19 protein-coding genes and 1 tRNA gene are annotated in these 20,109 nt (G+C 36.2%); 9 read left to right on the top strand and 11 right to left on the bottom strand.

Annotation, left to right across the window (positions count from 1 at the left end; all coding sequences use genetic code 11):
- Positions 1–110: 110 nt before the first annotated feature.
- The 3 genes from C0Q33_RS00400 to hyfB are packed head-to-tail and all read right to left on the bottom strand — an operon-like array spanning position 111 to position 3,760.
- The gene (locus C0Q33_RS00400) at positions 111–770 is read right to left on the bottom strand and encodes an NADH-quinone oxidoreductase subunit K (RefSeq protein ID WP_101476624.1); all 660 of its coding nucleotides are present in this window, start codon (positions 768–770) and stop codon (positions 111–113) included.
- 9 nt (positions 771–779) lie between these two features.
- The gene (locus C0Q33_RS00395; RefSeq protein WP_101476623.1) at positions 780–1,721 is read right to left on the bottom strand and encodes a respiratory chain complex I subunit 1 family protein; all 942 of its coding nucleotides are present in this window, start codon (positions 1,719–1,721) and stop codon (positions 780–782) included.
- Positions 1,721–3,760: a hydrogenase 4 subunit B gene (gene hyfB, locus C0Q33_RS00390; protein WP_101476622.1), complete on the bottom strand. Its 2,040-nt coding sequence runs from the start codon at positions 3,758–3,760 to the stop codon at positions 1,721–1,723. Before hyfB ends, C0Q33_RS00395 begins: the two co-directional genes overlap by 1 nt.
- Positions 3,761–3,896: 136 nt before the next feature.
- Here hyfB and C0Q33_RS00385 point away from each other — a divergent pair, with 136 nt between their 5' ends.
- Positions 3,897–4,163, top strand: coding sequence for a hypothetical protein (locus C0Q33_RS00385; RefSeq protein ID WP_101476621.1), 267 nt, complete (start codon positions 3,897–3,899; stop codon positions 4,161–4,163).
- Between the two features lie 2 nt (positions 4,164–4,165).
- Here the strand turns inward: C0Q33_RS00385 and C0Q33_RS00380 are convergent, their stop codons facing one another.
- The 4 genes from C0Q33_RS00380 to C0Q33_RS00365 form a co-directional block, all read right to left on the bottom strand.
- Positions 4,166–5,818, bottom strand: coding sequence for a sensor histidine kinase (locus C0Q33_RS00380; protein ID WP_165776395.1), 1,653 nt, complete (start codon positions 5,816–5,818; stop codon positions 4,166–4,168).
- 204 nt (positions 5,819–6,022) lie between these two features.
- Positions 6,023–6,115: transfer RNA gene (locus tag C0Q33_RS00375), tRNA-Met, on the bottom strand.
- Between the two features lie 43 nt (positions 6,116–6,158).
- Positions 6,159–7,724: a DNA topoisomerase I gene (locus C0Q33_RS00370; RefSeq protein WP_101476721.1), complete on the bottom strand. Its 1,566-nt coding sequence runs from the start codon at positions 7,722–7,724 to the stop codon at positions 6,159–6,161.
- Positions 7,725–7,880: 156 nt separating this feature from the next.
- A complete protein-coding gene (locus tag C0Q33_RS00365) occupies positions 7,881–8,705 on the bottom strand; it encodes an SDR family oxidoreductase (RefSeq protein WP_101476619.1) in 825 nt (274 codons plus the stop codon).
- A 395-nt stretch (positions 8,706–9,100) separates the two neighbouring features.
- Here C0Q33_RS00365 and C0Q33_RS00360 point away from each other — a divergent pair, with 395 nt between their 5' ends.
- Entirely contained in the window at positions 9,101–10,030 is a 930-nt protein-coding gene (locus C0Q33_RS00360; RefSeq protein WP_101476618.1) for a nickel-binding protein, read from the top strand.
- Positions 10,031–10,307: 277 nt separating this feature from the next.
- Here the strand turns inward: C0Q33_RS00360 and C0Q33_RS00355 are convergent, their stop codons facing one another.
- The gene (locus C0Q33_RS00355; protein WP_245867258.1) at positions 10,308–12,818 is read right to left on the bottom strand and encodes a DEAD/DEAH box helicase; all 2,511 of its coding nucleotides are present in this window, start codon (positions 12,816–12,818) and stop codon (positions 10,308–10,310) included.
- A gap of 106 nt (positions 12,819–12,924) precedes the next feature.
- On the opposite strand from C0Q33_RS00355, the gene C0Q33_RS00350 reads away from it, so the two are divergent.
- From C0Q33_RS00350 to C0Q33_RS00330, 5 genes are read left to right on the top strand one after another with little or no spacing between them, the layout of a single operon-like run.
- Entirely contained in the window at positions 12,925–13,614 is a 690-nt protein-coding gene (locus tag C0Q33_RS00350) for a class I SAM-dependent methyltransferase (RefSeq protein ID WP_101476617.1), read from the top strand.
- 2 nt (positions 13,615–13,616) lie between these two features.
- Positions 13,617–14,753 carry an MFS transporter gene (locus C0Q33_RS00345; protein WP_101476616.1) on the top strand — a complete coding sequence of 379 codons (1,137 nt, stop codon included), beginning with the start codon at positions 13,617–13,619 and terminating at the stop codon, positions 14,751–14,753.
- 33 nt (positions 14,754–14,786) lie between these two features.
- A complete protein-coding gene (locus C0Q33_RS00340) occupies positions 14,787–15,143 on the top strand; it encodes a Sec-independent protein translocase subunit TatA/TatB (protein ID WP_101476615.1) in 357 nt (118 codons plus the stop codon).
- A gap of 53 nt (positions 15,144–15,196) precedes the next feature.
- Entirely contained in the window at positions 15,197–16,444 is a 1,248-nt protein-coding gene (locus C0Q33_RS00335) for a Glu/Leu/Phe/Val family dehydrogenase (protein ID WP_101476614.1), read from the top strand.
- Between the two features lie 34 nt (positions 16,445–16,478).
- The gene (locus C0Q33_RS00330) at positions 16,479–16,706 is read left to right on the top strand and encodes an Lrp/AsnC family transcriptional regulator (RefSeq protein ID WP_101476613.1); all 228 of its coding nucleotides are present in this window, start codon (positions 16,479–16,481) and stop codon (positions 16,704–16,706) included.
- 30 nt (positions 16,707–16,736) lie between these two features.
- Here C0Q33_RS00330 and C0Q33_RS00325 read toward each other — a convergent pair whose 3' ends face one another.
- On the bottom strand, positions 16,737–17,369 hold the full coding sequence (locus tag C0Q33_RS00325) for a hypothetical protein (protein ID WP_133120957.1): 633 nt from the start codon (positions 17,367–17,369) through the stop codon (positions 16,737–16,739).
- 479 nt (positions 17,370–17,848) lie between these two features.
- On the opposite strand from C0Q33_RS00325, the gene C0Q33_RS00320 reads away from it, so the two are divergent.
- Both C0Q33_RS00320 and C0Q33_RS09115 read left to right on the top strand, forming a co-directional pair.
- A complete protein-coding gene (locus C0Q33_RS00320; RefSeq protein ID WP_165776394.1) occupies positions 17,849–18,241 on the top strand; it encodes a YidH family protein in 393 nt (130 codons plus the stop codon).
- Between the two features lie 264 nt (positions 18,242–18,505).
- Positions 18,506–18,649, top strand: a complete 144-nt coding sequence (locus tag C0Q33_RS09115) for a FeoB-associated Cys-rich membrane protein (RefSeq protein ID WP_165776393.1) — start codon at positions 18,506–18,508, stop codon at positions 18,647–18,649.
- A 272-nt stretch (positions 18,650–18,921) separates the two neighbouring features.
- Here C0Q33_RS09115 and erpA read toward each other — a convergent pair whose 3' ends face one another.
- Both erpA and C0Q33_RS00310 read right to left on the bottom strand, forming a co-directional pair.
- A complete protein-coding gene (gene erpA, locus C0Q33_RS00315) occupies positions 18,922–19,272 on the bottom strand; it encodes an iron-sulfur cluster insertion protein ErpA (protein ID WP_101476610.1) in 351 nt (116 codons plus the stop codon).
- A gap of 75 nt (positions 19,273–19,347) precedes the next feature.
- On the bottom strand, positions 19,348–20,109 hold the full coding sequence (locus C0Q33_RS00310; protein WP_101476609.1) for an enoyl-CoA hydratase/isomerase family protein: 762 nt from the start codon (positions 20,107–20,109) through the stop codon (positions 19,348–19,350).

Below are 20,109 nucleotides of genomic sequence, written 5' to 3'. Positions count from 1 at the left end.
GATATTCTTTTTTGTCTTATCACAGTAACAAGAATTGCTCCTATGACTGGAGTCAAGAGTAGTGCAAGTATAGTACCATTTGATCCACTGAAAATATCTGTCAACTCCATCTAATCATCCCTCAAGTTTTGCAGTTTTCCCACATCTAGGCTATCAAATGTGCGGCTAATCCTAAGCAGCAATATGGATGAAATTATGATTCCAACCAATATGTCTGCAAAAATGCCCATCTCGATGATGAGTGATACACCATGCGTCAATGTCAGGGTGAATAGAAAGAGCCCATTTTCTATTATCAAAAGACCAACTACTTGATTGAGTGCAGATCTCCTGTTTACAATTACAAAAAGACCTATGAGAAATAATGCGATAGATATTGGCAAGTAAGTGCTTACTATTGGATCTGACTTGAATGGTATTTGCTGTGTTAAAAAATATGACAACGCAACAAGAAATGCGGAGATTATTACTGATGCTCTAAGACTTACGTATGGATTTGTTTCTACCTTGAATTCTATCTCAAGATTTCTTGTTACGTAAAGTAAGACTTTGGGAATTATTATTGATTTTATTACAAGGGTGAGACCTGCAGCAATATAGATCTCCCAAATTCCTGTCACATATGCAATTAGTGCAGTCACTGCTGCAAGAACAATTGATTGATATCTATATGCACCAAGCCAGTCCGCAAATCCACGTCTTGTGACAATACCAAAGGTAGCAATGAGGAGTATAGCACCAGAAAATATCATGATTTGATGTGTGTCCATAATTATCAACTAGAGATAGTAGAAAACAACTCCAATCATGGAACTAGCAATTGCCATCGCAATCAAATCTGGCAATCTAAAAAGACGCCACCTGGCAACTCTTGATTCTAGAAATGCGATAGATACAGCAAGTAATGAAACTTTTACGATAAACAATAGCAGTCCTGTTGTAAGTAATGGTACTGATACAGATGAAGAGATTCCCCACGGAACAAAGATATTGATAATTAACGATAACAGTATGAGTTGCTTTATTGCTGATGACCATTCTATGAGAGCTAAACTCTTACCTGAATATTCTAGAACCGTTGCCTCATGAATCATGGTAAGTTCAAGATGTGTTGCTGAATTACCAAATGGTAATCTACCCGTTTCACCTAATATGATGACAAACATTGCAATCATTGCAAAGATTAGTTGTGGATGAGAAATCAATGAAGAATCCGCAGATGTAGTTACTATGCCACTAATGTTACTTCCTCCATATGTGAGAGATACAACAAATATTGTAAGAAACAATGCAGGTTCCAAAAGCATAGACATCATCATCTCCCTACTACTTCCAAATCCGCCAAAGGAACTAGATACGTCAAGACCTGCCAACATTGTAAAAAATCTAGCAAGGGCAAACAGGCCAATAACTAGCAGTATATCTCCTACTAATCCAAACGGTGAATATGAAAGAAATATGGGAATAAAAAATGCGGCAGTACCAATAGCTACAAAGTTAATCCACGGTGACGATCTAAAGATCCATGAACTCTGGTCTGACACCACTTCGTCTTTACGTACAAGTTTTATGATGTCATAATAGGGCTGAAATACGCTTGAGCCGATTCTTTTCTGCGTTCTTGCCTTGGTTTTATTCATTATTCCAACCATCAGAGGCGAAAATGATATGATGAAAAGAGATTGGACTATACCAATTACAATCTCTGCAAGACTAGGCATTAATGGCTCAACCTCACAAACAAGAGAAGTGCGACTGCGGTTATCATTATGTAAAGCAAGTATGAGTTTATCTTTCCAGTCTGGATTTTTCGTATCTTGTCCAAGACTCTAAGAGTGGAAGATATTATTGGTTGGTACAGGCTTTCCTCAAAGATATTTTTTGTTATAGAATTGAATTTGATAGATTTTATCAAGTATTGATTTGTTGATACAAAAAATTCCTTACTTGTAACATTATGTGGCTTGAAAAAAACTTTGAAGACAGCACGTATTGGTTGAGATAATGATGTTGCAGTGTATTCCATTTTTTCATTTAGATTTCCAAATCCACAATCCCATGTTCCGTAGATTGTCTTGCTGGTTTTTCCACCAATTGTTCGAATAAAACCAAAAGCACCAACTGCTATAGCTGAGAACAATATCAGAACAAATGGCATGGAGAGATGTACTGCATTCTTTGCATTATTTTGCAACGTTATACTATCCAAGGGACTGGAAGGTTGTGAAGGTAAATGGAATGCGGAACTTATCAACGAAATTCCTAAAGATGCAAGTATTCCAAGTAGGATGCAAGCAGCTGCCAACACTGCCATTCCAATAATCATGCTGCGTGGAACTTCTTTGATATTAAGAGCATGTTTACTTCTTGCTCTTGAAAGAAATGTTATTCCAAACAATCTAACAAATGTGGCAGATGCAATTCCTATTGTGAGTGCAAAAGGCAAGCTTGCAAATGCAATGGATATTTGCAGTATTGTTGACGGTATCTGATAACTTGAAAGAAAAGCCTGCAACGTCAACCACTCGCTTACAAAACCATTGAATGGTGGCAATCCAACTATGGAGACAGCCCCAATTAGAAATAACAGTGAAGTCCATGGCATCTGCTTGATGATTCCACCAAGATCTTCTATGTTTCTAGAATGGGTAGCATATACAACAGAGCCTGCACCCATGAAAAGTAATCCCTTGAAGACTGCATGGTTTATGGTGTGATACATACTTGCAACAAAGGCCAATACTGAGAGTGATACAAGGTGATATGCCGCAAAGACAACTGAGAGTCCTAATCCGATTAGAATTATCCCTATGTTTTCTATGCTAGAGTAGGCAAGGGCTCGTTTTATGTCATGCTCAATTACTGCATATAGCACGCCGCTTACTGCAGATATGGAACCTACAGCAATCATGAGAACTCCCCACCATGCAAAGTCAGGGGAGGCACCAAAGCCAGAAAAATCAAAAACTGTCCTAACTATGCCATAAATTCCCATTTTTATCATAACTGCAGACATTAATGCAGAAACATTACTTGGAGCAGATGGATGTGCATGGGGCAACCAAGTATGTAGCGGTACAATTCCCGCTTTTACTCCAAATCCAATAAATGCAAAAGCAAATACAAGATTTTTTACCAACAATGGAAATGAAGCAGACGATTCACGCAGTGAATCAAAACTAAAACTACCTGTCTGAATATATCCAAGTAAGAATGACACAAAAATAAGAGCAGTTCCAAAATGTGTCATCACAAGATATGTAATTCCTGACTTTAGATTTTCTTCCTTGTCATGATCATAGATTACCAAGAAAAACGAAACTAGTGACATTAATTCCCAAAATATCAAAAAGAAAAAAGCATTGTTTGATGACACAACAAGAATCATTGATAGGATAAAAATATTAAAAAGAAATCCAAAGACCGATATTCTTTTTTTAGTTTCGTATTCCTTTGAATATCCGATCGAGTATAATGAAACAGCAAATGATACTATTCCAATTATTAACATGAAAAATGCAGATACTCCATCAACAAAGATTTCAAGATTAAAGAAAGGAAGTATGTTTGGTATAGCCAATTTTAATGATGCGCCAGTTATGATGTCGATTGAAAATATGATGGTAAAAATTGAACCAATCATGGCAGGGACAAATATCATTGGTCGTGCAAGTCTGCTATTTCGTGATAACAGACCAGATAGTGCTCCTACCAAGAACAGCAAAATTGGAATCTGGAACAAAACAAGATTACTAATCATTATTGTCAGCCAGTGTGGATCCCATGATATTGTTGAAATTATTTTTCATAGAATGGATCTTTGAGGCTAAATTCATACAATATGCATTTAATTGTTTATAAAAAAGACATATGCATATATGTATAGGTGTGTATGTATGCAAGATTATAACAATGCTGTCCAGCTACTAGCTCAAAAGCCGGAATATCTCAAGACTCTTCAGCTAGCAGTACAAAAAGAAGAGGAGAATCTACCCAACAAACAATATTTGGGATGGCAATGGTTTGATGTGGAAACACATCCCGCAAAACTTGTAAGGCTTATTACAAGTGGAATTACCAAAGTGGGGTTCAAATCCAACAGTTCTACCTACTATCTTCTTAAGAATAGAGAATCAGTCAAACGAGCCATCAAGCGTTCATAAATTCAAAGAGTTGGTTTATTTTTGAAAAAAGATATTGTAAATATGGTTGGTTTTGGATTCACTAATATTGTACCTCCATGTTGTTTGATAATACTCTGGCAAGTTGCCAAACCCAGGCCTGTTCCTTTAGCTTTTGTGGTAAACAGAGGATCAAATATTTTAGGCAATATTTCATCTGAGATGCCAGGACCAGTGTCCTCAAATTCAATTACTGATTTATTCTCATCATCAGTGATTCGTATTTTTATCGTGCCATTATCATTCATGGCTTGTATCGCATTTAAAATAAGGTTAGAAAAAACATTTGAAATCCTTAATTGATCACAAATAATTATTGCGTCATTTTTTGGAAATTCTATTTTAACTGTATTTGGTATGACTATAATCCCTACAGTATTTTTTAATATATCTAACAAGGAGTGTTTTGCCAACTCAAGTGGGGATTGTCTTACAAAATCCATCACATCTTCTATTTGTGCTGTTATCTGATGAATGGCATTCTCAAGTCTTGCATATGATCGTAGTTTTACCTCATCCATATTTTTCTCATACATTTTAAGCAATTCTATACCATTCAGAATTACAGATAATGGATTTCTTATGTCATGAGCTAATCTAGAAGCTGTGTTCCCAATTGCAACCATTTTTTCATTTTGAATCTTCATCGCTTCATTTAATTTTATACTGGTAGTCATTTGATTGAAATCTTTGGCAAGATCTCCTAATTCATCGGTAGACCTTTCATCTGCTTTTACATCTAAATCTCCTTTTGATACTTGAGATACGACATGTCTTATCTTCAAAATAGGATTCACTATTGATTTTGATATGGAAATGGAAAAGATTCCTACAATTATAGCAGATGTTGCAGTCAGTATCAAAAGACTGATCTCAAAAGCATCTGCGGACACCATTTCTTTTGTAATTCCATAGCTTAGTACGCCTAGAAAAATAATGGGAGTCATAGAGATAATCAGAAATAAAGACATCAATTTTTTCTTCATACTCAGAGACTCTGTACCAATCTCTTGATAGTAAGATCGTAAGAGAATCATTCCAGAACCTAATATCACAAATAACACACTTGTATGAAGTGCCATTGCGGTGCTCACTCCAGGACTAGCATAATAGAGCAATGGCAAGTTTGTGATATATCCTACAAGTGATACTAAACCGACTCCAATAACAAAATATCCTACCCCGAATGCAAATTTTCTAAGCCTGATAGAGTCAGACATTGAAAAAATTCCGTATACAATTATAAAAATAAAATTTACCATCGTTCCAATTGAGGGTTTGCCAGGAATTGTTGTTGATATGGCATTACCTGTTTCTTTTACAAAGATATTCTCCAATCCGGTTTGGAAGGGAAGAAAACTAGATATCAAATTGGTCACCATGAAGAGTGCTATAACTAATCCTGATGCTGGTATAGCTATTTGAGCAATAGCGCTTTTTCCTTCCTTGAACCTTGAAATAAAATATAGTGTAACCCCACTGAAGATAAAAGATACGCTGGTGCTAAATTTCATTGTTACATAATTTGGAAGAATTGACTTTAGACTTGCAATGTCAAAAATCCAACCAAATGTCACCATAATGCCTATGACTATTACAATAATTGAGAAAATTTTGGTTACAGTTAATTTGTTCATTACACTTGATTCACTGAAAATGTTTAGATCTCTCATTATAAACAATTGTGGATGAAATTTTCAACAGACAGATCTTTTCTTATGAGTTTGAATATGCCGTCCGTTAGTGTATCATAGTCGTAAACCGAAGATTTTTTGAGATTAGAAGTCTTTTGGCTCAAGCCTGCATAATACGCCTGTTAGAGTATTAAACAAAACGGTGTATACCGGGGGTGGGTTTCGAACCCACGACCTCCAGATTATGAGTAATACCCTTTGTATGGACTGGCACTCTAGGCCAGGCTGAGCTACCCCGGCATAATTAACGCCTAAATTCTTGATGCAATTAAATGTAACTTGCTTAGGTTTGTGCGATGTTTTTCCAATTGGTATCAACCTTGGATACCCATTGGAATTTCTTTTGAAGTGCAGATGTGTAAAGTTTCTCCCATTCTAGTCCAACTGCATCTGACCAAGCTTTGACAACTCGCGGGTCGATGTAATTTCTAAGCGATGTTCCTAAATTATAATCTCGAGTTTTTTCAGTTAATTCTAGCGTAAGTTTTAATTTTTCTTCGCGTTGTTTTAATTTCTCGGTTTGTTTTTCAGTTTTAGGTTTAGTTTCATGTAGTTTCTTAATTGCATCACGTCTCTTCTGTAAAGCTTCATCAAAGTTCTTAGGTATGGTTCTCTTGTGATTACATGTTATTGCAGCATCCAAGTTGGCAAGTCTTGCATGGTATATCTTGATATTTTCAGATTTTGATTTTAGGTTGTCCACTTTTTTAAGATAATTTGTAACTACCTGCGTTGCAAGATATGTTCTAAATACTTTGGCAGTGAGGCCCTTTACTATACCGCCAAGAAATTCATTTACGTGTCTTGAAGTAATTCCATCAAATATGAGATCATCCTTTTTCTTTTTCTCTGTAAGTTTTTTGAGATTCTCATAAAACATTTTATCTTGTTCTGTTACCGGTAGTGGTTTTTGCCATCTCACACTGTCTTTTCCTAAAAAGTCAAATTCTATTACGCCTGGTCTTAGACTGACATGTTCGACTCTCAAAGTTGTAGCACCTACAGTATCTGCCTCATCTGGATCCTTTTCATCACCTACTCTCATTGCAGTTTTGTAAATTAAATAACAAACAGTTGCAACTCTTCTTACCTTCTCATCCTTGTCTGACATTTTTTTAATCACTAATCCTAAAACTTTGTCAATTTCGGCTGCAAGTTTTGTTGCCTTGTCGTATTTCATCTTGTCACGTTCTTGTTTGAGGTCAGATGTATCAGATAGCCAGACGTATTTTCTTTTATCGGTTAGTACATCCATCCAGCTTGCAAGCCACATAAAATCAGACTCGTGAATAATCTTGCCCCAATTCCCAGGAGGTACCTTGGCTTCTTTTCCAAGATTCAGTGTAACGTCTTTTTCTGTAATCTTTGGTTTCCATTTGCCCCTGAGTGGATGATCTCCTCTTCCTATGAAAAGTCCTGGAGGCTCTGCCATCCAATTTGCAACGTCAACCTCTTTTCCGTCGATTACTGCCGTGCCATATTTTGCCTTCATTTTCTCCTTGATCTCCTTTCTTGTAGATGCAATCTTTTTCTTCTCCTCTTTAGTCATGGTTAATTTGGAATCTTTTTCCATATCGACTACCTTGAATGCTTCAGAAAAGTCGATATCAGTTAGTGAATTATTTTTGAATTTTGACGGAAGTATTTTTACAAATGCTGCTAGAAAGTTTTTCTGGAAAACTTGATCTTTAACATAAGGCGTGTCTTTCTTTTTTGCCCATTGGTACACCATCTCTTCAGCATCAATGCTTAGAGGAACCTTCTCTCCCTTGATCTTAATCGTAATGCCTTTTGACTCGTAAGGAGGAAGAAACGCAATGCCATTGTGTTGAAGGGTTTTCCATTTCATTTTTGTTATCACTAAACTTTTGATTAAATCTGTTGACTTTGACAAAAATTGACTTTCCGACGTATATCAATCTAACCAAAGTAATAGTATGAAAATCATGGAATTTTTTGTTCTAACCTTTTTGAATTAATGAATCGGTGACTAAATTGATGTATTTTAGCTAAAAAGCTCTTTTTTTATGTAATTTTCAAACTCAATGTCTGTCTTGTCTTTTTTTGCTTCAAGAAACATTATGGCGTCATTTCCAACAGGATAGCGAGGTAATGGGTTCTCAGATGTAATTGCCTTGATTATGGTCTTTGCAACCTCTTGTGGAGGCGTTCCCATCTCTGACATCATTACCAATCCCTTCATCACCTTGTCTGCCATCTCCTTATATGGCGAGTTTGCCTTGGTTGTATTTTTTAGGGTCGCAAAAAGATTTGTCTTGATTACACCCGGTTCTATGATTATTGTTTTAATTCCAAATGGAAATAGCTCATACCGCATTGATTCACTCAAACCCTCTAATGCAAATTTTGAACTGATATATCCGGGAGTTACTGGAAATCCAATCCTTCCTGCTACTGAACTTATGTTTACTATGATTCCTGATTTTTGACTTCGCATTGTGGGCAGAACTGCTTGAATTGTTCTTACCACTCCAAAAAAGTTTGTTTCAAACTGATCTTTTAGGTCTCCAATTGATAAATCCTCTAAACACCCAACAAGAAAATATCCGGCATTATTTACTAGAACGTCAATTCTATTTTTTTCATTTACTATTTTTTCAACTGCTTTTTTTATAGTAGATTCGTTATTGACGTCAAGTTCTACAACTTCGATTTTAAGATCTTCTTTTTTTGCAATATCTAAAATTTTACTGCCTTTTCTTATATCACGCATGGTTGCATATGTATGATATCCTTCACGTGCTAGTGCAAGTGCAGTCTCAAAACCTATTCCACTTGAACTGCCAGTCACTATTGCAACTTTATCCATGTTTTGGTATTTGTTTATGTGATTAATAATTTGTATTGTTCTAGGAATCTAGTCTTAGAACTATCTGGAAGACAAGGAAATGTTTAGTCAGAAATCACTGGAAGAAGAAAAATTAACTCATTAAGAGATGGAATGGTGTAAGTGTGATATTGCTCAGCCAAAAGGTGGTGATTGCGGACACGTGTTAACAGAACACTATCACTTAAAATCTGGGGGTGTGGGTGTATTGGAAGCTAAGAAATGCATTTATGCAAAATTTCTGATAAAATGACATTTTTTACCACTGCCGTTGTGAATGGTAAAAATGATGAAAATATTATGAATGCACTGCGTAGTAAATTCTACAAATTACAAGTAAAACACTTTTATTTGTAAAACGTATATCAAATACTCTAATGCCTATTTTTGTTGACGGTCACAATATGAAAGGTCTTAATCCTGAAGATCTGGAAAAAGCAGTAAATTCGCCAGTTGATAATTTTGGTGTTAAACATTTAGAGATATTTTACAACAAAAATGAAGACAAGTTATACTGTATCTTGGATGCTCCCAACGAAGAAGCGATTTGGAAGCATCACGAATCACTTGGATTAAGATGTGAATTTGTTACCAGTGTACAACAGATTAAAACTGAAAAAGACATCAAAAAAGAAAAACTGGAAATTTTGGGTGAATTGGCATCTGATCTAGCCCATGACCTAAGAAATCCCATGTCTATAATCAAAAATGCAGTAGATGTAATGACCATCCGATATAAAGACAAGATTGATCGGGAAATTTTTGAACATTTTGCAAAAATAAGCCGTTCTGTTACTAAAATGAATATGCTCATAAGCGATGTTTTGAATTTTGCAAGAACACAGCCGTTGATGTTAGAAAAAAATTCTTTATTGAATATAATTCACAATTCATTAGAAGGAATCCGAGTTCCAGACAATATGAAAATAATCATACCAGAAAATGATATTTCACTAAAATGTGATGGTACAAAATTGGAAGTTGTTTTTTACAATCTGTTAACAAATGCAATACAATCAATTGGCGAAGATACATCTGGAGAAATTTTGATAAGATTTGTCAAGAAAGCAAATGAGATCCAAATAGATGTTCAAAACTCTGGCTCTCCAATACCTGATGAATCGATGCAAAGAATTTTTGAGCCATTATTTTCTACAAAAGAACACGGTACTGGTCTAGGTCTGCCAAGTTGTAAAAACATAATTGAACAGCATCACGGCACACTCTCCGCAAGAAATCATCCTACTACTTTTACCATATTATTGCCAAAAGATATTGAAAAATTACCCCCTATTGTTAGATGGTAAGAAAAATACACGTGTTACAAATAATTCCCAACAAACCGACATCTCAGTTAACTTGTAGATGCACTCACAATTTCGTTCTTGGAGGGGGATTCTATTTTTACTCTTTATTAACAAAAAGGCAAAGCCTGTCCTTTGTGAGTAAAAACTGAATCTGACTACGTAATACGGAACGGTTATGATTTGTTGGAAAGTCTTGAAATAATACAAATCCTGATTTTAGTAGATGAGTAATCAAGATAATGATGATGATGCCATATTTTTGACGAAAGACTATTTTCTAGACTAGAGGTTTATCCCCCTCGACAGGTTCTGTAATCTCTGTTTTTTCACCATCTGTAATTCTCTGGAGAATCTCTTTTGCCGAAAGCTTGTGTAGGTATTCATTATTGTTACCACATCTGTAAGAGAAGGTACAGCGAGGACAGCCAGATTCGCTTTGGCATGGACACTCTGATACTATATTCAAACTACGCTCAAAGGCCTTCTCAAGCCTATCAAATAGTGCTCTACTTGCACCATTTCCTCCTATGGCAGAATCATAAACAAAGACAAGGCCTGATGTTCCAAGAGAAATGCCGCCTAGGTCCTGTGATACCCCGCCTGTTATCATATTACTTCCTTCAATTACTACATGCTCTGTGGCATGATATCCGCTAGCTTCTACATATTCTTCATTCTCTGTTTTACTTATTTCATCTAGTGGTCTTGGTGCCTTGAAGACAATTCCCTTTGTAACAAAATCATAATCAAGTGGTTTTTCTAAAATTATCTTTTGACCTTGTGCTGCCTCTTGACCCAGCTCCAAGTTGACATAGCCGTACACTCTTTTTTGAATATGTAATTTACAAAATGCAACTTCGATTCCATTTGCAAATCTTTTCTCAAAAATTGTTTCAATGGTTGGCCATTCTTCTGTTAAAGACTTTGTATAGTATGGATAATTCTTTGGAAGGTATTCCAATTTTGCAGTCATCTTTTCTGGGTACCCTATTTCTTTGACTTGATATCTAGTACCAGCCAAAAAGTAAACCGCTTGTGGATGAAGCTCTTCTAATGCAATTGGTAATACTCGGTCTCCAACTTTTTTACCATTTAGAAATATGTCAATTGATCTTCCTATTCCTCTTATGCTATAATCTTCTAAAATAGATTTTATCTGATCATAATTTGGAACATATCTATTTTCAATTAGAACTAGATTGCCTGAGCCAACATGTCTTTCGATAACCTCTTTATGTTCAGGCAATTCGTGTTTTGCAATTGGTTTGTCACACGCCATTGCAATAACCTGAAACTCTTCAACAAAGGGATTTTTTGGATCAATGTAGATTTGTTCTACATCCTCAAAATAATCTCCTGGATGGTTCTTGTAATATTGCGAGATTGGGTCGTTGCCAAGCACTAGGAATGCGTATCCTCCTTGGCCTTTTCTTGCAGCCCTGCCTATTCTCTGCGTGAGTCTATTGACTGGTATGGTAGATGATATCACCCCATCGACATTTCCTACATCAATTCCAAGTTCAAGTGTAGGTGTGGCAGATATTGCAAGTAACTTGTCAGTCTTGAACAAGTTCTCAACTGATCTTCTATAATTTGCCATAAGGCCTGCCCGATGAACCTTGATGTCGACTTTTTGTCTTCTTGCCTGAAGTGCCAAAAGTTCGGAATTTAGATGTGAGTTTGAAAAGACCAAAGTCTTGTGTTGTTTTGCTGTCAATTTTTTTAGAATATCAATCATCAGTGCACGTTGTGTCATCAACGAAGGAAAGAGCATTGAAAATTCTATCTTGCCTTTTTTGCCAGAGCCGGAAACCTGGACCATCTTTACTCCAAACAACATCTGGCAAAATGATAACGCGTTATCCAAAGTTGCAGATGCTGCAATTATCTGTAGTCTTGGTGCAATCCTTTTTAATCGTTTTATGATATAATGAACATTGGAGCCAAAAATTCCAGAGTAGACATGAGCTTCATCGACTGCAAGAAATCTTGTTGTACTAAACAAAGAAGCAAATCTAGTTCTGTGCCATAGGTGATAGTGTAGCACATCAAAGTTTGTTATTATTACTTGAGGTGGACTGGCAAGAATTTCAGTTCGCTCTATTTGTTTGGTGTCCCCGTCAAATACTGCACATTTGATATCAAGCTTGTCTGCAATTTCTTTAATCTTTGGATATTGGTCTCGTGAAAGAGACTTGGTTGGATAAACAAAAATTGCTTGTATTGCTGAGATGGAACTTTTTGAATTGCTTATTCTTTCTATGATTGGTACTACAAAGGCCTCTGTCTTTCCTGATGCAGTGGGGGCAGTAATTACAACATTATCGCCAGAAACAATATGGTGTATAGCCTCTTCCTGGAATTTGTAGAATCTCTCTATTCCTTTTGATTCCAATGCCTCAACTATTCGTTGGTCAAGACCTGAATCTGTCACAGTAGAGCCCATCTCAGGGTCGGGCTCTTCAATTACCTTAAAGTGTGAGACATAGTGCCTCTTTGAGAACAAAATAGACCTTGTAATTTCTGCAATCTTGGAACTGCCTATCATTTTGTTTATCTCATCTTCTGTCTGCAAAATTCCTTCTTTTTCCAGAGTTGTTCCAGATTTATCACTAGCTGGTAGCTCGTCATTGTCAAATTTTATTAAAAATTCTAAAAATGCCTCATCCAAATTCTTTTTAGAATCTATGATGTCTTCGATCTTACACTTGGGACATCCAAAATGTATTTTTTGATTAAAAGTACGTTGTACGTCTATCTTTGATTTACACTTGGGACAATAGTACACTAGTCCAGAGAAAGATTGTGGCTGATTTAATTTTTGGTAAAACCTTTGAGTGTAACATATGTCAAAACCCTGATGACATATAATGTCGTACCATTTCTAGTCTGATGTGGGCCTTGGAAGTTATTGGGGTGAAGTCCTCGATGTCTTGGAGAAAATAATTCCTGTCTATGATAAAGTTAATTCTTTGATTTCACTTGGAAGGGATTCAGAGTTTCGTCAACGCGGAATCAAGGGAAGAGTAAATCAGGGAGATCATATACTTGATGCCGGTTCCGGTTTTGGAAACATGTCAAAGACAGCATCCAAGATCTGTTCTGGTAATCTGGATATAACTTTGTATGATCCATTAAGACCAATGCTAAAAAATACTAGTCGATTATTTTCTATAGCTCCCAAACTAACATGTGGAGTCTTTGAACACATTCCATTTCGTGACGAACAGTTTGATGTAGTACTTGCAGGCTACTCACTTAGAGATGCAATTAACCTCAGAATCGCAATATCTGAAATACATCGCGTATTAAAAAAAGGTGGAAGATTTGTTATTGTTGATCTTGGCAAGCCTGATAATCCAATAATCAGAGTAGGGGTGTCATTTTATCTCCGAGCAATACTTCCTATATTGGCAGTCATTGGTGGAGGAAGACTTGGCCTCAAGTTTGCTACTCTATATGGCACCTACAAACTCTGGCCTCAGAATAAAAAACTCGAGTCACTCCTTCTTGAAAGATTCTCACGTGTGGAATTTGAGAAAGGAATGCTTGGGGGCGCAATTATGGTTGCGGCATTCAAGTAAAGATGAACAGAAAAGTAATTCTTGTCTATATCATAGCGCTAATTGTTGGATTTTCATACGGAATGCATAATCCAGTGGTTCCATTATTTTCTAAAGATCTTGGCGCATCGTACTTTGACCTTGGAGTAATTGGATTTTCAAATTTTATTCCTTACATGTTCATTCCGCTCTTTGTAGGATTATTACTTGACAGATTCAACAAGGGCCTTCTTCTTTCTCTGGGATTAGTTATTGATACAATATCCATCTACTTACTATCTGCAGCAGACTCTGTACCCCAAGTTATAATATTTAGAACCCTAGTTGGAGTTGCACATTCATTTTTCTGGCCTCCATGTGAATCAATAATATCGCAATCTACTACTCCCCAAAATAGAGTCAAGGCAATATCTCAATTCATGGCATTTTTTGTTGCGGGTCTTATGATTGGACCTCTGGTTGGTTCATTCCTGATTGAACACTTTGATGTTTCATATAGAATAATTTTCCAGATTGCTGCATTTTCAATTGCAACTTCGCTAGTCTTTTCACTCGTGCTATCACAAAGTGGCAAGACACCTCGCACTGGAATCATATCCATTGCATCTGCAAAACATTTGATAAAATTTCCAGCAGTGATTGCCATTTTATTATTTTGTAGTGTAAGTTTTGGTGTCTTTTTGGCAATAATTCCTGCGTATATGAGTGAGAGAAAGATCTCGGAATCCAACATTGAGCTACTCTTCTTTGTCTTTGGAATTTCTCGGCTTGTTTCATTATTTGTATCTAACTTTTTAATGAAAAAATTTCTTGCTAGTTTACTGCTAGTTATTTTATCAATATCTGGAGGAATGCTGATGCTGTTTTACTCTCATTCTATGGTGGAGTTTAGCATAGCGGTACTCTTACTTGGATTTGGATTTAGTGTGTACTTCCCACTAACATTTGAGATTATAATGAGAAGGGCAAAAGAAAATGCAGGAGCATTAATTGGTGCATATGAGGCAACCTTTGGAATAGGGTGGGCCTTTGGACCTCTTATTATAGGTATAATTGCCAATTCATTTGGTAGCTCCCTTCCGTATCTTATTTTATCTATTAGTGGACTATTTGTCTTGGGATTTGTTTTTTTCAAGAAAAAAGAAGTCGTTCTGGTCTAAAGCTTTAATTTTAGAAACAGGTTTGATGAATTCATGTTTGATTTTTCACTGAATATAATAGGCAATGATTGGATTATGATTGCAATTGTAGTATTGGCTTTGTTACTTGGAACAAAACGACTACCAGATGCAACAAAAAAACTTGCAAGAATTATGGCCCAGTATGATAAAACAAAAAACATGGTCCAGGAAGAAATTAAAAAAGCTAGGGGGGAATTTAACATCAATGTCTCAGGTCCTGTCATGTCCGAGAGACAAAAACTAGATACACTTGCCAAATCCTTGGGAGTTGACACTGAAGGTAAAACAGATGATGATCTACGTAACTTGGTAAACGCAAAACTTGGCGGATCTGCAAAGCCCGATCAGGATAACACATCAAAGCAGTGAGTAATCCTCAACAAATTTAAATACAATATACCGTTCAGACATATCGGTAAAGATTGACTAAAATCGATCCTTGGCAAAATGCACTCAAGCAACTTGCAGACGCTGCAAAAATTCTCAAACTTGACGCTGGTGTTCATGAGATACTTGCAAATCCTAAAAAAATTCTAACAGTTTCACTACCAGTAAAGATGGATGATGGTAGAATCAAGGTATTCACAGGTTATAGATCACAACATAATGATTTTAGAGGACCACACAAGGGAGGGATCAGATATCACCCAGATGTTACAATCGAAGAAGTAAAAGCACTATCCATGTGGATGACTTGGAAATGTGCAATTGTTGATGTTCCATTTGGTGGAGGTAAAGGAGGAATCATCTGTGATCCAAAGAGACTCTCAGCAGGAGAAAAAGAGAGAATGACAAGAAGATATGCATATGCAATATCTGAGATAATCGGACCAGGAAAAGACGTCCCAGCTCCTGATGTGTATACTACCGGAAAAGAGATGGCACAGATAATGGATGTTTATAGTGTAATGCACGGACAAGGAGAACCAGCTGTTATCACAGGAAAACCACTCTCAGTAGGAGGTTCTCTTGCAAGAAACGTAGCTACAGGTCTTGGTGTTTCTTATTGTGTACGAGAAGGTGCAAAGAAGATTGGATTAAAGCTCAAAGGTGCAAGAGTTGTCATACAAGGTTTTGGTAATGCTGGAACATATTCAGCAGAATATATTGAAAAGTTAGGTGCAAAGATAATCGGAGTAAGTGACTCCAAAGGTTCTATAATTAATCTAAAGGGACTTGACCCAAAGAAGGTTTTGGAATACAAAAATAAACATGGAAGTGTTGTTGGATATCCTGGAAGCAAAAAGGTATCAACAGAAGAACTTCTTACTACTCCATGTGATGTCCTAGTACCAGCAGCACTTGAAAATCAAATCACACCACAAGTTGCAAGAAAAATCAAATGTAAGATAATTGCTGAAGCCGCAAACGGTCCAACCACTCCAGATGCAGATGATATTTTATTCAAAAATAAAATTATGGTTATTCCAGATATCTTGGCAAACTCTGGCGGTGTATGTATTTCATATCTAGAATGGGTACAAAACTTGCAAAGATACTATTGGACATTTGACGAGGTTGCAGGCAAGATGGAAAATCACATAGTTCGTGGTTTTAACGATACATATGCACTATCAAAGAAACACAATGTTGACATGCGAAAGGGAAGTATGGTGCTTGCTGTTGGCAGAGTACTAGATGCATTTGAGGCACGAGGCCTCTGGCCGTAGAAATACCTAATACGCAAGATTACGATATTATTTTATGAACAAGGCTTTTATCGCGATTCATTGTGATACTGGAAAAGAAAATCCAATCATTAGAAAGCTAATGGAAATAAAGGGTGTTTCAGAAGTTACAGGAACCTTGGGGCTGTATGATATTATAGCCAAAGTTGAGGCACAAGATTCAAAGGAACTTGAAAGCATCATTACAACAAAAATACGAAGGATTCCAAATGTTCTGACTACAATGACATTGATGGTAATCTAGAAAGAGCTAAAATTTGTAATATCTACAGGATTATTTTACAATATGAAATTCATTTGTAGAGGATGTGGAATAATTGTGAGATACAGTCACAGAATACCTCCCTAGTTCAGAATTCTGCCCAAGTTTGTAGACACTTTGAAATGCTCCAAGATATGTTCCATATTCTACTATCTGAGCAGTCTTACCACTTGGCGATTTTATTTTGAGAATTATTGGTTGACCTAGGTGATAATTATTGACATTGCCATGAATTACAATGCTTGCACCATTCCCTGGTACTATTGAATACTCATTTTGGTCAGTTGAAACTGTACCACCAGAGGTTGAGATCCCATTGGTATTGCCAAAAGGATTGATGAAGACGATAACTTTGGAAGCTCCTCCCCTGAAACCGGGCTTTATTGCATCGGCATACCATGTGTATGGGCCTTGATCTAATGTGTTTTGATTTAACAGTGTAAGATGTGCATAACCTGATGAGTCAGTCACAGTTAAAAATGCATTATGCATTTCTGCATCATGCAAGCCTCCCATCATCCAGAATTGGACTCTAGCTCCTTGCACAGGCATATCACCACGAGTTACCTTGATCTCAAGATTGGCAGGGAAGTTTGTTAGCACAGCACCATCTTGAGGGAATATCAAAGAAACTTTTAATGTCATACTTGTCACCCCTTCTGGATTCGATGTCATAGTGGAATAGATTGATGATGTTGATTCGTATGATGACGGCAAAGATGGTTGGAAAAGGCACAGGCAAAGCATGAATGATATCATTTCAGTCCATAGACATCTTTTTTGAAAATAGGACTTGGTGTTCTTATTTTTTGATACCACAAATAATCATACACCATTTCCTAAGTAAAATCTTATTACTAAAATCAAGCATGATCACTAGTAAATGGATGATCCTCATCAAAATTGAGTATGTATTCTAGATCTAAAACTTTACTATACTATGACGGCATATCCTCACGAACAATCGGGGTAAACCATTTTTACTCTATGTCAACTAATTCGTTTGGATCAGACTTTTTGTATGCACAGAAATCAATTGATGCTAAGATAATATTTGTATAATATTGTCTATACGATCCCAAAACTAGAACCTTATATTGTAAACAATATTTAAATTCAAACAATTGTCTGAAAGTAAAAGATCTGATCGGTCAAACGAACATCTTGCTAATGAGCGTACTTTTCTTGCATGGTTGCGCACTTGCATTGCTCTCATGGGATTGGGCTTTGTTGTTGCAAGATTTAGTCTCTTTCTTAGAGAATTTGGCATCATAACAAAAAATCAAACAATCCCGTCAAATCTACCAGATCCCTTCTCATCAACTATACTTGGTATGAGTATGATTGGTCTCGGAATTTTGTTAATAATTTATGCGCTAGTAAATTATATCAAGACTCAGAAAGCCATTGAAGCAGGCGTTTATGTGCCAAGACCTTCTATTGTCTATTTGTCAACCATAGTTATTGTCGTATTTGGCGTTATCACTATTGCATATTTAGTTATAATATCTAGGTAACATAATACGTAAAAATATCTGTCAATTTTTTCTCTGATCAATAATCTGTAACCTTTTAGAAATTTAATGTTGTAATGATTTTGTTTTCCTTTTACCATAATAAAAAATAATTACTGGAATAATGATCTTAAACAATTTCCAATAAATCCCACACTAGTTATGATTCTAGTTGTATCGTCGTTTTTGTGCGTGAGAAGGGGTTCTCTTTTTGATTATATATGGTAAAATACAATGACTTAATACAACTCAAACTTACTATTTGCGATGAAGACAGAACTAATTGTTGCAGGCATAATTGTAGCTGCAGTCGGTGCCATCGTATTTTACATAAGAAGTAAGAAAAGCAAATCTTTACCAAAAATACAGCCACAAACAAATACAACCAAACCAGATACAACTAAAGAATAACTGTATCTTACATTTTTTATTTCAAAGATTGATTTTTAGTAAATCAAGTACAACATTAGTGAAATGTATTGAAGATTACAAAATAGATTTTACAGAGCAGGGAAAAAATTCAGAAATAAAAGGCTTGGTAAAAATTACTATGATGCCATATCAGAGCTTGAACCCTTTGTAGATAAATTCATCTAAAGAAATTATTGTCACCTTTTAGTTGACTTGTAATTGTTTATTGTTAACACTAGGATATGAAATAAAAATTAAAGAAATTTCGGAATCTAAGATGTGTTAAATGAATGGCCACAGGAGCAAGACTTGGTTACGTTTGGATTGTTGATTTTAAATCCAGCACCCATTAGACTTTCTATGTAGTCAATGTTTGCACCTTTTAGATAGTCAGCACTGTAACTGTCAATTAGCATCTTTACACCATTTTCTTCGATTACAAGATCGTCTTCTTCGGCTGCTTTTTCAAATCCCATTCCGTAGGATAATCCGGAGCATCCTCCTCCTTGTACGTAGACTCTGAGAAATTGTGGCTTTTCGGCTTCTTCTGCCATAAAAGCAGTTACCTTTTCTGCAGCTTTTGGTGTAATTGTGACCAATTTAGTGGTCTGTGTGTTGCTCATTAAACCTAGTTCGTGCTTTAAATTATAATAATCTTTTCCTACCGGACATAATAGGAATCAAAGATTAGTCTGAGCTTACTTTTTTGACTTGTTGACAAACGCAGTCATTCGCTCAGCTCTGTCTGGGTGTGTAAAGCATAGACCCCATGTGTATAGCTCTAATGCAAGACCTGTATCAATGTCAGAGTTTCTTCCCTTGTTGATTGCAATCTTTGACATTCTAACTGCCATTGCAGAGTTTTGAGCAATCATCTTTGCAATATTCATAGTCTCTTCCATTAATTTTGCAAGCTCTACTACTTTGTTTACAAGGCCCATCTCTTTAGCTTCATCTGCCTTTACCATTCTTCCAGTAAAGATCAAATCTTTTGCTTGAGATATTCCGATTATTCTTTGTAATCTTTGAGTTCCACCCCAACCTGGGCATACGCCAATTGTTACTTCGGGTTGTCCAATTCTTGCAGTATCTGCAGCTACTCTGATATCACAAGCAAGTGCAAGCTCACACCCTCCCCCTAATGCAAATCCGTTGATTGCTGCAATTGTTGGTCTGCTACAATTTTCAACTGTATAAGTTAGAAGATGACCAAGTTTTGCATAGGTCTCAGATTCTATTGGTGTAATTGTTGACATGTATGCAATATCTGCACCTGCAGAGAATGCCTTGTCACCTTCTCCTGTTAAAACTACAACCTTGACAGAATCATCTGTTTCAATTTCTTTGAATACTTGGATGATATCATTTGCAACATCCATGTTCATTGCATTTAGCTTGTCTGGTCTGTTAACCTTGATTGTACAGATTCCATCTGCTTTTGAAACTAGAACTAGGGACAT

It is taken from the genome of Candidatus Nitrosotalea bavarica, assembly GCF_900167955.1.
Taxonomy (GTDB): domain Archaea; phylum Thermoproteota; class Nitrososphaeria; order Nitrososphaerales; family Nitrosopumilaceae; genus Nitrosotalea; species Nitrosotalea bavarica.
Note: the sequence above shows the minus strand (reverse complement) of the source record. Positions and strands in the feature narration are given on the sequence as shown.

Excerpts from the sequence above, each read along its gene's own strand:
- C0Q33_RS00330 (WP_101476613.1), top strand. The coding sequence starts at position 16,479 with ATGAACAAGGCTTTTATCGCGATTCATTGTGATACTGGAAAAGAAAAT.
- C0Q33_RS00310 (WP_101476609.1), bottom strand. The coding sequence starts at position 20,109 with ATGTCCCTAGTTCTAGTTTCAAAAGCAGATGGAATCTGTACAATCAAG.
- C0Q33_RS00395 (WP_101476623.1), bottom strand. The coding sequence starts at position 1,721 with ATGCCTAGTCTTGCAGAGATTGTAATTGGTATAGTCCAATCTCTTTTC.
- C0Q33_RS00340 (WP_101476615.1), top strand. The coding sequence starts at position 14,787 with ATGTTTGATTTTTCACTGAATATAATAGGCAATGATTGGATTATGATT.
- erpA (WP_101476610.1), bottom strand. The coding sequence starts at position 19,272 with ATGAGCAACACACAGACCACTAAATTGGTCACAATTACACCAAAAGCT.
- C0Q33_RS00385 (WP_101476621.1), top strand. The coding sequence starts at position 3,897 with ATGCAAGATTATAACAATGCTGTCCAGCTACTAGCTCAAAAGCCGGAA.
- C0Q33_RS00360 (WP_101476618.1), top strand. The coding sequence starts at position 9,101 with ATGCCTATTTTTGTTGACGGTCACAATATGAAAGGTCTTAATCCTGAA.
- C0Q33_RS00345 (WP_101476616.1), top strand. The coding sequence starts at position 13,617 with ATGAACAGAAAAGTAATTCTTGTCTATATCATAGCGCTAATTGTTGGA.
- C0Q33_RS09115 (WP_165776393.1), top strand. The coding sequence starts at position 18,506 with ATGAAGACAGAACTAATTGTTGCAGGCATAATTGTAGCTGCAGTCGGT.
- C0Q33_RS00400 (WP_101476624.1), bottom strand. The coding sequence starts at position 770 with ATGGACACACATCAAATCATGATATTTTCTGGTGCTATACTCCTCATT.
- C0Q33_RS00380 (WP_165776395.1), bottom strand. The coding sequence starts at position 5,818 with ATGAACAAATTAACTGTAACCAAAATTTTCTCAATTATTGTAATAGTC.
- hyfB (WP_101476622.1), bottom strand. The coding sequence starts at position 3,760 with ATGATTAGTAATCTTGTTTTGTTCCAGATTCCAATTTTGCTGTTCTTG.
- C0Q33_RS00325 (WP_133120957.1), bottom strand. The coding sequence starts at position 17,369 with ATGACATTAAAAGTTTCTTTGATATTCCCTCAAGATGGTGCTGTGCTA.
- C0Q33_RS00365 (WP_101476619.1), bottom strand. The coding sequence starts at position 8,705 with ATGGATAAAGTTGCAATAGTGACTGGCAGTTCAAGTGGAATAGGTTTT.
- C0Q33_RS00370 (WP_101476721.1), bottom strand. The coding sequence starts at position 7,724 with ATGAAATGGAAAACCCTTCAACACAATGGCATTGCGTTTCTTCCTCCT.